The following is a 12,069-nucleotide window of genomic DNA, read 5'->3' as shown; positions in this document are numbered from 1 at the left end:
AAAGTCAAAGTCTATGTATTTATCTATTTTTCTAAGTATATGGTCTTTAGGGATTAATTCTTCGACTGAGATCATCTGAACTTGATCTGTTTTTCGTTTGTTATTTTTGGACAGCATGTTTCCACCTACTTTCTTGGTAGATTTATACCTTTATTAGCCCATGTTTAGCCATTTATGCATGAAAAAAGGTAGGTGTTTTTCGCTTTACACCTACCTTTGTCATCAGTCTGAATAGAGCTTTTCAGCTCTACTCTATTCAGCTATTTTTCAAAGATATCATTTGATACTAAATCATATTCTTTGAAAATAGCCTCTTCAAGTTCTTTTCTTGTTTCAGCATTTATAGGATGCGCAATATCTTTAAACTCTCCATTAGGAAGCTTTCTTGAAGGCATAGCTATGAATAAAGCTTCTGCCCCCTCAATAATTTTGATATCATGAATTACAATTTGATTATCAAAAGTCACAGAAGCAACAGCCTTTAATTTGCTGTCTTCTGGTAATTTTCTGATTCTTACATCTGTTATCATCATGTTCTTATCACCTCTTCTATAAATTTATTATACATAATAAATTAATAAATTACAAACTTTCAATTAAGCATTATTGTATTTAATATTTTAAATTATGACTTAAATTATGTTATAATATCGTTATTATAAGGGGGATTAAATGGATAACTTTAACATAGATGAACACAAATATAGTCATATACATTTTATTGGGATAGGTGGCATTTCAATGAGTGCTATTGCTCAAATTTTAATTAACTATGATTATTTTGTATCAGGGTCAGATAGAAAATCTTCTTCTATAACTGATAAACTTGAGTCTTTGGGAGCTAAAATATATTTCGAACATAATAAAGAAAATATAAAAGGTGCAGATTTAATTATTTATACGGATGCAATTAACCTTGATAACAAAGAGTTAGAAGCTGCTATTAAATCAAAAGTTGATATTATTGATAGAGCATCGTTCTTAGGTCAACTTATGAAAAACTATAAGACATCTATTGCTGTAAGTGGAACACATGGAAAAACTTCTACTACGTCAATGCTTACAGAAATTTTATTAAATACAAATTATAATCCTACTATTCTATTGGGTGGAAATTTAAATGAAATTAGAGGAAATGTAAAAATAGGTGCTAAAAACTTACTTTTAACAGAAGCTTGTGAGTACAGAGCTAATATACTAAAATATTTTCCAAGCACTTCAGTTATTCTAAATATAGATGAAGACCATTTAGATTTTTTTGACAATATAGAACATATAATTTCAACATTTGTGGGACTTGTAAAAAATTTAAAAGAAGCTGACATTCTGGTGCTTAATATCGATGATGAAAAAGTTAAAAACTTAAAAAAAGAAGCTATCTGTAAAGTTATAACTTGTTCAACTATTGATGAGACCTCAGATTATTTTGCTAAGAATATAAATCTTTCGAATGAGTATCCTACTTACGATTTATATTATAACGGTAAATTTATAGGTGAAGTAAAATTATCCGTGCTTGGAGAACACAATATATATAATTCATTATGCGCCATAGCAGCTGCACATGAAAACAATATAGACTTTTATACTATAATTGAAAACTTAAAGAAGTATAGTGGTGTTCACAGAAGGCTCGAATTTAAAGGGACTTATAACGGAGCTACTGTTGTAGATGATTACGCGCATCACCCAACTGAAATAAAAGCCTCTCTAAAAGCTTTAAAGACCCAATGCAAGTCTAGATTGTTTTGTATATTTCAACCACATACATTCACCAGAACTAAACTTTTATTAGATTCTTTTTCACAATCTTTTGATGATACTGACTTAACTATAATCACTGATATATATGCAGCAAGAGAAAAAGATTATGGCGATATACACTCTAAAACACTTGTCGATGCAATTAATAATTATGGAGACCAGGCTGTTTACATGAGTGATTTTCATGAAATAGTTATCTATTTAAAAAATGAATTGCAATCTGGTGATATAGTAGTCACTATGGGTGCTGGAGATGTGTATAAAATAGGTGACGAGTTATTAAATTATATATATATGAAAAATACTAGCTAAAAAACCAGCTAGTATTTTTCGTTTATATATTCTTCTATAAGAGAAGATTTTTCTATATCTTCAAACACTCTTTCACTTTTTAATATTTCTAAAAGCCACCTAGCTTTAGAATGAAAAATAGCCTCTTTTTTATCCTCCAAAACTATTTCATATAGAACATGATTTAATTTTTTAGATTCACATTTAATGTAATAAGATGAAACATTTTCAAAATTTTGTAATTTTAAAATTTTGAAAGCTGTCTCGTCTTTTTCGTGATAAAACTTATTCCCTAAATTTAAGTAATAGTTATAGTATCTCGAATGTTTTTTAGTGTTCTTAACTTCTCTAGCTAACATCTTATAATATTTTGCCATACCATTGTAATATTGATAATTGTACATTCCCTTTTCATAAGAATCTATCTTGATAAAAGGCCTTGCATTTTCACCTGCAAAATATTCATAATTATATTGTAAAAATTCTCTTTTACTTATATCTCCATTGCCATACTGCATAATCAAAAAAGATCTTCGTTCAAAAAAATCTTCAAACTTATCTTTTTTCCTAAGCGGTGTCACTTTTGCCTCAAATCTAATTAAATAATCCAGTAAATACTGGTAATATCATTAAAAGCACCAATATTATGGCAATTATTTTTACAGCATTCTTATTCAATTATTTCTCCTTGCCAAGTTCTACTATATTTTCTTTTAATTCATCTGTAATTTCAGAAACTTCTATATCTATATTGATAAAAATTTCCTTACCTTCTATATCTTTTATTTTATCCAATTTCTTCTTTAAAAATTCTAAATCTTCTATATTTAAATTCAAAATCTTATAAATTCCATCTATATATATCTTTTCAAGGTCATAATCCATAGCTAATAAACCACATATAAAGCCATAGAATGATTCTTTGTCATTAAGTCTATAATCAGTTGCATTTATTAATCTTACATTATAATCAAGACTAAAAATATGCTCATCATCAACTTCTACAAATGCGATATTTCCATTTCCGCTTTTAAGATCTTCATTAGCGTTTTCAATTAACCATCTAGTTTTTCCAGATCCTTTTGGGCCTAAAATATACTTAACCATAATTACCAATCCTTTCCTTTACATTGCCCTTGATGAAATCCTTTTTCTGCCATCTCTGCCACTATCTCATCTCTTATTTTCCACCAAGATGTGTTCCAATTACAGAATAAAGAATTTTCCTCAGGAGCTCTACCTATTATTCTTTGAACGACTATAGATGAATCTAGATGTCGTAAAAACAAAATAGTTCTTCTTTTATATTCATCTAATGAGATTATATCAATTTTACCCTCTTGATACAATTGTCCCATTAAAGTTCCCTTTAAAATATATAGTGCATGAATCTTTACTTCTTCCACATTTAGAGCATTTAATAAATGTGCTGTTTCAATATTATCAAACTCGTCATCATAAGGTAAATTTAAGATCACATGTGCACAAACTCTCAAATTTTTCTTATGCAATCTTATTGTGGCATCTACAAATTCAGCTATCCCATGTCCCCTATTTATTTTTTTTAGAGTTCTATAATTTGCTGTTTGCAATCCCAACTCAACAGTTACAAAATATTTTTTATTTACCTCCCCTAAAAAGTCCAATATTTTATCACTTAAACAATCCGGTCTCGTTGAAATAGATACCCCTACAACTCCATCTATTAGCGAATCATTTATATTCTGTACAAACTGCTCATAGTCTAAATAAGTATTTGTAAAATTTTGAAAATATGAAATATACTTATTAGCTTTATACTTTTTCTTAACAATACTCATATTACTAATAAGTTGATTTTCTATAGAACCATAACTATTTTCGAAACTTCCCCCTTCTTCTCCACAAAAAGTACATCCTCCTCTGCCAAGCTTTCCATCTCTATTTGGACATGTCAAATCTAACTTGATAGGCAATTTGTAAACTTTTTCTCCAAATTTATTATATAGGAAATCTGAATAATTGTTATATACCATATTACATCTCACATTCTAAAATTTTTATAGTTCTTAGGGGTTTTAACAACCCCCTTAGAATTTCTATTCTTCATCGTGTAATTTGCTAAAAATATCAGATACTTTAGCAAATTCTTCATCATCTTCTATTTCAGTAAGTTCAACTTCTTCTTCTGAAAGTTCTTGATATTTAAAAAGTATAAGTTCTCCATCTTCTATTTCATCTTCTGGAATTAAAGCTATATAATTTTCTCCTTCTACATCAAAGATATCTATTACTATACAGTTTAATTCTGTTCCATCTTCCAATGGAATGCCTATTACATCGTATTCAAATTCTTCTTCGTGATTGTGTTCATTTTGCATAATTTATGCCTCCTAATTTATTTCAAGTTTTTCAAAATTTGCTTTACAAATTCATAAACTCTTTCAGTAGATGCTATTTCTAAATTTTCACCAGGTGCATGTGGCCCTCTTATATTAGGTCCAATAGATAACATATCTATATCTCCTATTGTATCTTTAAAAATTCCACATTCAAGACCTGCATGTATAGCTTCTAATTCAAGATCTTTTTTATTGAATTCTCTATATACTTTTGTAGCCACTTCTCTTAATGGAGAATGAGCCTTATATTCCCAAGCCGGATAATCACTCTTAATTTCATAAGTTGCTCCAACTAATTTAGCTATTTCAAAATTCCTTATTCCAATTTCATTTTTTAATGAAGTAAGAGCAGATCTTATATTAGTTAAAATTCTAACTTCAGAATCATCTGACTCTACTACACCAACATTTATAGAAGAGCCTACCAAACCTTCTATATCGTTACTCATTGATTGTACTCCATTAGGAATTATCAATAATGCTTGTACAATTCTTTCTGCTAACTCATCTTTTAAAGCTTTATCATAAATTGAAGTTGCTTCAAAATTCAATCTAACATCAGGATCAGTATTCCCAAATTCTTTCACATAATCTCTATTTAATATAATGACTTTCTTTTGAATCTCAACTATCTCATTTTTATCGACTGCTATAATAGCTTTTGCATATCTAGGAATTGCATTCGGTTTCGATCCTCCAGAAATATCTACTAAGTCTATATTATCTCTTAATTCATAAAGAGCTCTTGCCAAAAGTTTATTAGAATTTCCAAGACCTTTTTGAATTTCTTGTCCTGAATGTCCTCCCTTTAAGCCAGAAATAGATAATTCATAAAATGCTCTTTCTTTTGAAATTTCTTTAAAATCTTTTTTAAATGTTAATACATCTCTTCTACCACCAGCACATGCTATACAAGCAACTCCTTCAGTTTCAGAGTCTAAATTTAATAACATTTTGCCCTTTAGAATACTTCCATCTAAATTAGATGCGCCTGTCATTCCATTCTCTTCATTTGAAGTTATTAATACCTCAAGAGGCGGATGCTCAATATCATCAGACTCTAAAATAGCAAGCGCCATTGCAACTGCAATACCATTGTCTGCTCCAAGCGTTGTTTCATGAGCTATTATTTTTCCATCTTCAACTGTAAATTCAATGGGGTCAGTATCAAAGTTTATATTTGATGTTTCACTTTTTTCACAAACCATATCCATATGTCCTTGAATAATTAAAGTTGGAGATAACTCATATCCTTTAGTTCCCGGTTTTCTTATAATTACATTATCTTGGGAATCTCTTATATAATCTAACCTATGCTCTTTTGCAAAATCCACTAACCATGTAGCTATTTTATCTTCTTTAAATGAAGCTCTAGGGATTTTAGTCATTTCTTCAAAATAATAAAAAACTCTCTTTGGATTATAATTTTCTAATTTACTCAAAATAGTCCTCCTATTTACTTTATTATATCCTAATACAGATAAATGTTCCAAATATTTTTATTAATACTATTTTACTAAATAACTTTTCACTTAATAATTCTATTTTTAAAATCTTCAAGTATCAAATCGTAGCTAACTTTATTAATAGTTCTCAATATATTAAATTCATCTTCTAATTTTTCAAAACTTTCTTTTACAATTCCATAGGCTGAATATCCATCTTTAAAATTTTCAACTATTATATTCAACAAAGTTTTTTCTAAATTTACAGATTCTTCATAACTCAATTCAAAATTTTCCGATATATTTAAAAATAACATTGAATATTTGTACCTTAGATAACTTAGAAAATCTTCTAAATTTTCCTCATAAGTTCCCCCTTCTATCCTATGAATTATCTTTATCAAAAGATTCCAATAAAAATCTTTTTGTATTATCTTTTCTATTTCAGTTCCCACATTATTTGTAAATTCATCAGAAAAACTAAGTTTTCTATTAAATATAATTTGTTCTTGTAAATTCATATCAAGAGTTGAAATGTTATTTATTTTATCAATTAACTGAACAAAACTTTCACCATATGAAAGTTCTCGTTCTTTAGAAGCTTTCTCTTGTAGATATTCAACTATGATATCTGTTGTTTTTTTAAAGTTGAATACAAACCCTAATTCATCTTGTATTTTAGAGCTGAACACATCATGTATAATCTTTGAAAGTAGATAATTCAATTGATTACTTGCAGATGAAACTGCACTTGCGTCAAATCTTTGTACATGATCAAATAAAATTTGTAATTGTTTATCTACCATATATAATGAATCTTTTATAGAAGCCATCATTTCTTTTATAAAATTTTCACTCATCATATAATTATAATTTTTATATAATATTCTATGATCTATTTCACCCCAAAAAACATTAACCATGGATTTAATTTGTAATTCAAAATTAAATTTATTTTTCCCATATTCGTAAATTCCATCTATTTTATATATTTCGAAACCATTTTTTTGTATTTGAGGCTGCTTATCTGAAAGTTTTAAAGAAATAGATGAATTTTCGTCAACTTTATAATACCCATTTCCTAAATCATGTTTGAACATATCTTGAATGCTTTCAAATAAATTTCCTTCTTCTTTTAAAAATCTACACTCAATTCTAACTCCTATTAAATCAGATATATTCATCAACATCTGTTCAGGGTCTTCTGTATGTAAAAAATAATTATTTTTTACAATTTTCTCTCTTAAACTTGATTCTGACTTTGTTCTAAATGTTATATTAGTAATTACACTATTATCTAAACTATCCCAAAGATAATCTACAATATTTTCTGAAATTTCTTCCAATATATTCCTATAATAATTTAAAAGTTCTGCACTCTTATCTATATAATCAAAAAGTTGAAGTTTCATATTATCACCCTATCTAAGTATACCTTAGAATAAAAAAAATCCCAAGGCTTTACCTTAGGATTATTGAATATTTAACTTTAGAAAAGCATTTTTTATTATATTTGCGTAAAATTAAGTAAATTAGCCATTGGCCAAAAATGCTGTTTTTAAAATTGTATGTATAAAAATGTATAAATATGTATTGTTTTGTGACGAATTTTTGACAAAAAGGTTACTGATATAATTAAAAAAAGTTTTAAAAACCTATTGACTTATTATAGTGCAAGTACTATAATATAGTTACAGTTAAGGAAGAACTTAACGAGTCGAGCAAGAGAAAGGAGAAAACATGACAGAAGAAAACATGACAGATTTTCAATTCAAAACTCTATTGAAGATGGTGCTGGAGATTCTTGAAGGTGCGGAAAACATTGAAGAAGCTAAACAAAAAGTAAAAGCTCTACTCGAAGAAAACGAATAAAGCTTTTACAAACACAAAAATATATAAGCTAGAGGGACTTGCTCCCCTCTTTCTTATTATAAATTATATCATGGAGCAAGATTTTATGGAAGATAAGAAAAAAACAGCTCAAAAAAGAGCGGATAAAAAATGGATTGAAAACAATAAAGAACACAGAAGATATTTGTCGTATAGAACGTCAGCTAGAACGTTCATACGACACTGGGCAACAAAAGAAGATGTTGATGAGTTGTTAAAAATCTTCAATGAAGAAAATAAAAACTCAAAAATCTATTGACTTATTATAGTGCAAGTACTATAATAAGAGTATAAGTTAAATAAATAAAAAAGTGTATCCGCTACAAAGTTTGGCGACCGAGAGCGAATACACAGAGTACAAACACCAGAGGTATTTGTGTACATAAGTATACCAAATTTCCTCAAGGGTGTAAATCAAGGAGGAAATTAAAATGAAAAAATTAGTAAGCGCATTAGTAGAAAGGTTAGAACAAGAAATCAACGAAAATGGGAGATTTGAATATTTTGAAATAGATTTAGACACTCAAAACACAGCTGAATTTTTAGATGATATGGCACTAGAAATCATAAAAAATATAGCTGATGATGAAGAAGAAAAGGAAGAATTAATTGAATGTTTATCTGAAGATATAGTAGAAGCATTAGAAAGTTTTGAAGAATACAAAAAAGAAAAGATATCAGGAAATAAAAAACTAGTTTATTTTGAAAAAGAAACTCCAACGATGACAGTTTTGGAGTTATCACATGAATTAATCAATGATGGATATGATGATATCTACGATATCGGAACTATAGAAACTAACATACTAGAAGAAAACTCAATCGTTGCTTACAAAGACGATAAAGAGGTGCTAATATCTGTAGAAGTTCTAGAAAAATTAGATAAACTTAACATTGCTAGAATTAAAGTTTTATCAATCGAGGAGATTTAAAATGTTAATGAAAATTAATCAAGAACTCACCTTTTGTTGAGGTGAGTTCTATGAAAAAACTAATTAAATTTTCCGATTTTCTAACTGATGTCTACTTTAAAAATCGAAAAGATTTAGCGGAAACAACAAAAAGCAATCTACATTCATATTTTAAAAATAGATTAGATTTTTATAATAAACGAATGCTCTTTATAAATAAAAAAGATATACTCACTTGGCTTGAAAAAGAAAATAATTCTTATAATTCTCACAGAATGAATAACAATCTATATTATATTTTTGAATTTGCAAAAACACATAAATATATTTTTAAAAATCCGTGCGAAAAACTAAAAGTGAAAGCATCTAATAAAGCTGGAAAAATCTTTACAAAAGTAGAAATAGAAAAAATTCTATCTTACACAAAACAAAATTGTGACAAACTATATAGAGCTTGTTTATTGGCTCTGTATGGAGGTTTGAGACGTGCTGAAATATGTGGACTCAAATGGAGTGAAGTTAACACAAAATCTTGTGAAATTATAATATCAGGACAAATCGTTCGAGTTGATGCCAAACCGCCACATTTTACAGAAATTCTAAAAACTGAATCATCACACCGAAAAATACAATTCCCTAAATTTGTAATTGATGAGTTACTACTATTAAAAGATAATGATGTGTACGTAATAGGAGGATTTAAATATTCCTTTTTAGATCCTATGTATATTACTACAAAATTTAGATGGGTATTAGATTGGTTAGGTTTAGAACATAGAAGATTTCACGATTTAAGGCATACTAATGCTAGTATATTATTCGAACAAGGAGTAAATCAAAAACTAATCTCTACAAGATTGGGACATGCTAAAATGAGCACAACTATAGATGTTTATACACATCTATTAAATGTACAACAAGAAGAAGCTAATATTGCATTACAAAAATATTTACAATAAAAAAGGGGGATTACTCCCCCAATTTAAATTGGTTAAAAACCATATCAACTATCTTGTCATACAGCTTGCCACTCGCAAGACCAAGAACTATACCGTTTAATACGCTCTCAACTCCAAAGCCTTTATAAAATATTGTCGCTACTGCCCCAAGACATATAGCAATTAGCTCAAGATATTTATACATTTCTTGTGGTAGTACTTTCTTTATAGCATTAAGAATTGCTACTAAAGCGCAAACTATTAATATGTTACTTACTACTAAATTATTTATAAAATTTTCCATATTTACCTCCAAAAAAACGCTTTATATAAGCCATTTTAAGCCATTTTTATTTTTAATTAATACTAAACTATACCTAACATTTTACAGAAATTGCGTGATTTAAAACTCTTGATGTTGAAATTATGCTTTTGTTATTATAATTCATCTGTGTACTTCCGCCGCCATCTAAATTTATTAAACCATCAAAAGCAATTTTTGAGTTTAATATATTTTTTCTAAATTCATGCAAAGATAAGTTTTTCCCGGCTATTAAATAAATTTTATTTTCTTTAAATCCAATCGCCGTATGATTCGCTTTTCTTAAAACATCAGAATACGCTCCAGTAAATCCTTCTAGTTCAGGATCATAATTCGGATATAGCATAATGCCAGAAATCGCCCATTTAATATTTGTTTTAATTTCTGTTTTCGCATTATATATTCTGTCTATATGCATTTTTTGCCCGTCAAACCACACAGTACCTCTTTTTATTTTTTTAAAGTTAGATACAAAAGAGTTTATCTCTAAAGCTTTATTGTCTTGTATTGCAATTCCGTAAATTTCAGATTTTCCTATTGCGTAAAATGTTCCGTTTATTCCAGTTAAATTTGTTTTATAAAGTGGAACATTAGGTACTTTAACTATCTCTATATTGTCTGCCGTAGTTTCTATTATGTGTAATCCGTCTAAGTTTAAATACTTAGATTCGCAAGACTTTTCATCTTGCTTTGGTGTTCATTCAGGAGTCTTATTTTTCAATGCTCTCAAAATCATCACAGCAACTTCTTTTCTTGTTGCAGTTTCATTCGGTCTTGTTCCGTCTGTAATGCCTTTTTCAATTGCTTCTTTATATTCATTGTCAAAATCATTATTCATAGCTGATTGCTCCTTTTCTTCTGCTGTGCTTGTTTTTTCTAAATCTATTTTTAATTCAAGTGGTTCTTTTATTAATTCTTTAAATTCCCACCATTTCTTCCAGTTGTTTTTACTTAAAATGCAAGGACAACATTTTCTACTTGCATCATAGTGTCTAACAACATTGTCTGCTGAAATATTAAATTTAATCATCATATTTTTAACTAATTCAATTGTGTTACTATATGTTGTTTCAAAATCGCCATCGGAGTTTAAGCACATTTCAATGCTGATACTATTTGAATTTGTGATGCCGAATTTACCTTTGCCATCTCCAACACTCCCCGCGCTTTTAGAATCAGGAACATATTGTCTTATCTCATTTTCATCAACGAAATAATGTGCACTTGCCCCACGTTCATTAGACCCGACATAGTTTTTATGATTTTTAGCATTAGCTCCAGCATTAGTATTCCCGGTATCGTGAATTACAATATATTTTATTTTTGCTCCATTTCTTGAGTAGATGTTACCTTTTACAAAATCCACTATAAATTTTAAATTTTTATTGTACATACTTACCCCCTTTAAGATTCTTTATCTCTTCTTCTAATTTATTAATTTTTTGAATTATTTCTATTTTGTTATTTTGATTTTCTTGCAATATTGTAGCTTTTAAATCTTCAACGCTATCTTGAATAGTATCTATTTTTTTATCCATATTTTCGTGTATGTTCCTACTCTCAGCAAGATACAAAGTGCTTTTGTCAATAGCACTTGTATTTAATGTAAATGCGTCAATCAACCTTGCACCAAACCCTGGAGCGTGTCTAATTACTTGCCACACGGCATAAATCATTAATAACGATAAGACTGTAGTTGAGCCTTTTTCAATAGCTATTGCTGTTATTCTGTCTATGTTCATAAATCACCTCATTTTAAGTATTAAAAAAGACAAGCTTTAAACTTGCCTTTCATCAATAGCTTGTCTTAATTCATTTTTCTCATCTTCTGTAAGTCGTGGATAAGTCGCAAGTATCTCTTCTCTACTAGCTTGTTCAGCTTCCATTCTTGCAATTATAGCACGTCTAAAAATGTTAAATTTCCACTTAGGCATCTTTATTCACCCCCTAGCTGTGCTGATATTGCAATTTCTAAGTCAGTTATTCTTTGCTTTAATTTATCTGTTTCAGAAATTTCTTTTTCCTTATACTCATACCAACATTTTTTGCCATCAGCCATTAATATAGCTTGTTTGTCTGTTTCTTCTACTATCGGAAGTTCTTTTACTTCCATATAAACTTCTGTTT

Annotated in this window: 18 protein-coding genes; 5 read left to right on the top strand and 13 right to left on the bottom strand. The window is 28.6% G+C overall.

The window, feature by feature from the left end; all coding sequences use genetic code 11:
• Positions 1-260: 260 nt before the first annotated feature.
• Complete coding sequence (gene spoVG / locus SOR77_RS08910) at positions 261-533, bottom strand: septation regulator SpoVG (protein WP_320636754.1); 273 nt, start codon at positions 531-533, stop codon at positions 261-263.
• Between the two features lie 139 nt (positions 534-672).
• Here spoVG and murC point away from each other — a divergent pair, with 139 nt between their 5' ends.
• A complete protein-coding gene (gene murC, locus SOR77_RS08905) occupies positions 673-2,076 on the top strand; it encodes a UDP-N-acetylmuramate--L-alanine ligase (RefSeq protein ID WP_320636753.1) in 1,404 nt (467 codons plus the stop codon).
• A gap of 8 nt (positions 2,077-2,084) precedes the next feature.
• Here murC and SOR77_RS08900 read toward each other — a convergent pair whose 3' ends face one another.
• The 6 genes from SOR77_RS08900 to SOR77_RS08875 all read right to left on the bottom strand — a co-directional run bounded on the left by SOR77_RS08900 (position 2,085) and on the right by SOR77_RS08875 (position 7,293).
• Positions 2,085-2,636 carry a DUF6648 family protein gene (locus SOR77_RS08900; protein ID WP_320636752.1) on the bottom strand — a complete coding sequence of 184 codons (552 nt, stop codon included), beginning with the start codon at positions 2,634-2,636 and terminating at the stop codon, positions 2,085-2,087.
• A 97-nt stretch (positions 2,637-2,733) separates the two neighbouring features.
• Positions 2,734-3,162 (bottom strand): hypothetical protein, encoded by a 429-nt coding sequence (locus SOR77_RS08895; protein ID WP_320636751.1) that lies wholly within the window; start codon positions 3,160-3,162, stop codon positions 2,734-2,736.
• A 2-nt stretch (positions 3,163-3,164) separates the two neighbouring features.
• A complete protein-coding gene (locus SOR77_RS08890) occupies positions 3,165-4,070 on the bottom strand; it encodes a TIGR01212 family radical SAM protein (protein ID WP_320636750.1) in 906 nt (301 codons plus the stop codon).
• A gap of 63 nt (positions 4,071-4,133) precedes the next feature.
• Positions 4,134-4,415, bottom strand: a complete 282-nt coding sequence (locus SOR77_RS08885) for a DUF1292 domain-containing protein (protein ID WP_320636749.1) — start codon at positions 4,413-4,415, stop codon at positions 4,134-4,136.
• A 17-nt stretch (positions 4,416-4,432) separates the two neighbouring features.
• A complete protein-coding gene (locus tag SOR77_RS08880) occupies positions 4,433-5,878 on the bottom strand; it encodes an aminoacyl-histidine dipeptidase (protein ID WP_320636748.1) in 1,446 nt (481 codons plus the stop codon).
• 86 nt (positions 5,879-5,964) lie between these two features.
• Entirely contained in the window at positions 5,965-7,293 is a 1,329-nt protein-coding gene (locus SOR77_RS08875) for a (p)ppGpp synthetase (protein WP_320636747.1), read from the bottom strand.
• Positions 7,294-7,621: 328 nt separating this feature from the next.
• Here SOR77_RS08875 and SOR77_RS08870 point away from each other — a divergent pair, with 328 nt between their 5' ends.
• The 4 genes from SOR77_RS08870 to SOR77_RS08855 all read left to right on the top strand — a co-directional run bounded on the left by SOR77_RS08870 (position 7,622) and on the right by SOR77_RS08855 (position 9,641).
• Positions 7,622-7,753, top strand: a complete 132-nt coding sequence (locus SOR77_RS08870) for a hypothetical protein (RefSeq protein WP_320636746.1) — start codon at positions 7,622-7,624, stop codon at positions 7,751-7,753.
• A gap of 70 nt (positions 7,754-7,823) precedes the next feature.
• On the top strand, positions 7,824-8,030 hold the full coding sequence (locus tag SOR77_RS08865) for a hypothetical protein (protein WP_320636745.1): 207 nt from the start codon (positions 7,824-7,826) through the stop codon (positions 8,028-8,030).
• A gap of 172 nt (positions 8,031-8,202) precedes the next feature.
• On the top strand, positions 8,203-8,703 hold the full coding sequence (locus SOR77_RS08860) for a hypothetical protein (RefSeq protein WP_320636744.1): 501 nt from the start codon (positions 8,203-8,205) through the stop codon (positions 8,701-8,703).
• A 50-nt stretch (positions 8,704-8,753) separates the two neighbouring features.
• Positions 8,754-9,641: a site-specific integrase gene (locus SOR77_RS08855; protein WP_320636743.1), complete on the top strand. Its 888-nt coding sequence runs from the start codon at positions 8,754-8,756 to the stop codon at positions 9,639-9,641.
• A gap of 10 nt (positions 9,642-9,651) precedes the next feature.
• Here SOR77_RS08855 and SOR77_RS08850 read toward each other — a convergent pair whose 3' ends face one another.
• The 6 genes from SOR77_RS08850 to SOR77_RS08825 all read right to left on the bottom strand — a co-directional run.
• Complete coding sequence (locus SOR77_RS08850) at positions 9,652-9,924, bottom strand: hypothetical protein (protein ID WP_320636742.1); 273 nt, start codon at positions 9,922-9,924, stop codon at positions 9,652-9,654.
• 73 nt (positions 9,925-9,997) lie between these two features.
• Entirely contained in the window at positions 9,998-10,501 is a 504-nt protein-coding gene (locus SOR77_RS08845; protein ID WP_320636755.1) for a phosphodiester glycosidase family protein, read from the bottom strand.
• A 138-nt stretch (positions 10,502-10,639) separates the two neighbouring features.
• Entirely contained in the window at positions 10,640-11,335 is a 696-nt protein-coding gene (locus tag SOR77_RS08840) for a peptidoglycan recognition family protein (RefSeq protein WP_320636741.1), read from the bottom strand.
• Positions 11,325-11,684 carry a hypothetical protein gene (locus SOR77_RS08835; RefSeq protein ID WP_320636740.1) on the bottom strand — a complete coding sequence of 120 codons (360 nt, stop codon included), beginning with the start codon at positions 11,682-11,684 and terminating at the stop codon, positions 11,325-11,327. Before SOR77_RS08835 ends, SOR77_RS08840 begins: the two co-directional genes overlap by 11 nt.
• A 36-nt stretch (positions 11,685-11,720) precedes the next feature.
• Complete coding sequence (locus tag SOR77_RS08830) at positions 11,721-11,876, bottom strand: hypothetical protein (protein WP_320636739.1); 156 nt, start codon at positions 11,874-11,876, stop codon at positions 11,721-11,723.
• Between the two features lie 2 nt (positions 11,877-11,878).
• The coding region (locus tag SOR77_RS08825) for a hypothetical protein (RefSeq protein ID WP_320636738.1) at positions 11,879-12,069 on the bottom strand (191 nt) is incomplete at its 5' end.

This window comes from Peptoniphilus sp. (assembly GCF_034090345.1).
In the GTDB taxonomy this organism is placed as follows: Bacteria; Bacillota; Clostridia; order Tissierellales; family Peptoniphilaceae; genus Peptoniphilus.
Note: the sequence above shows the minus strand (reverse complement) of the source record. Positions and strands in the feature narration are given on the sequence as shown.

Excerpts from the sequence above, each read along its gene's own strand:
- SOR77_RS08875 (WP_320636747.1), bottom strand. The coding sequence starts at position 7,293 with ATGAAACTTCAACTTTTTGATTATATAGATAAGAGTGCAGAACTTTTA.
- SOR77_RS08885 (WP_320636749.1), bottom strand. The coding sequence starts at position 4,415 with ATGCAAAATGAACACAATCACGAAGAAGAATTTGAATACGATGTAATA.
- SOR77_RS08860 (WP_320636744.1), top strand. The coding sequence starts at position 8,203 with ATGAAAAAATTAGTAAGCGCATTAGTAGAAAGGTTAGAACAAGAAATC.
- SOR77_RS08890 (WP_320636750.1), bottom strand. The coding sequence starts at position 4,070 with ATGGTATATAACAATTATTCAGATTTCCTATATAATAAATTTGGAGAA.
- SOR77_RS08870 (WP_320636746.1), top strand. The coding sequence starts at position 7,622 with ATGACAGAAGAAAACATGACAGATTTTCAATTCAAAACTCTATTGAAG.
- SOR77_RS08830 (WP_320636739.1), bottom strand. The coding sequence starts at position 11,876 with ATGCCTAAGTGGAAATTTAACATTTTTAGACGTGCTATAATTGCAAGA.
- spoVG (WP_320636754.1), bottom strand. The coding sequence starts at position 533 with ATGATGATAACAGATGTAAGAATCAGAAAATTACCAGAAGACAGCAAA.
- SOR77_RS08850 (WP_320636742.1), bottom strand. The coding sequence starts at position 9,924 with ATGGAAAATTTTATAAATAATTTAGTAGTAAGTAACATATTAATAGTT.
- SOR77_RS08865 (WP_320636745.1), top strand. The coding sequence starts at position 7,824 with ATGGAGCAAGATTTTATGGAAGATAAGAAAAAAACAGCTCAAAAAAGA.
- SOR77_RS08840 (WP_320636741.1), bottom strand. The coding sequence starts at position 11,335 with ATGTACAATAAAAATTTAAAATTTATAGTGGATTTTGTAAAAGGTAAC.
- murC (WP_320636753.1), top strand. The coding sequence starts at position 673 with ATGGATAACTTTAACATAGATGAACACAAATATAGTCATATACATTTT.
- SOR77_RS08855 (WP_320636743.1), top strand. The coding sequence starts at position 8,754 with ATGAAAAAACTAATTAAATTTTCCGATTTTCTAACTGATGTCTACTTT.
- SOR77_RS08835 (WP_320636740.1), bottom strand. The coding sequence starts at position 11,684 with ATGAACATAGACAGAATAACAGCAATAGCTATTGAAAAAGGCTCAACT.
- SOR77_RS08895 (WP_320636751.1), bottom strand. The coding sequence starts at position 3,162 with ATGGTTAAGTATATTTTAGGCCCAAAAGGATCTGGAAAAACTAGATGG.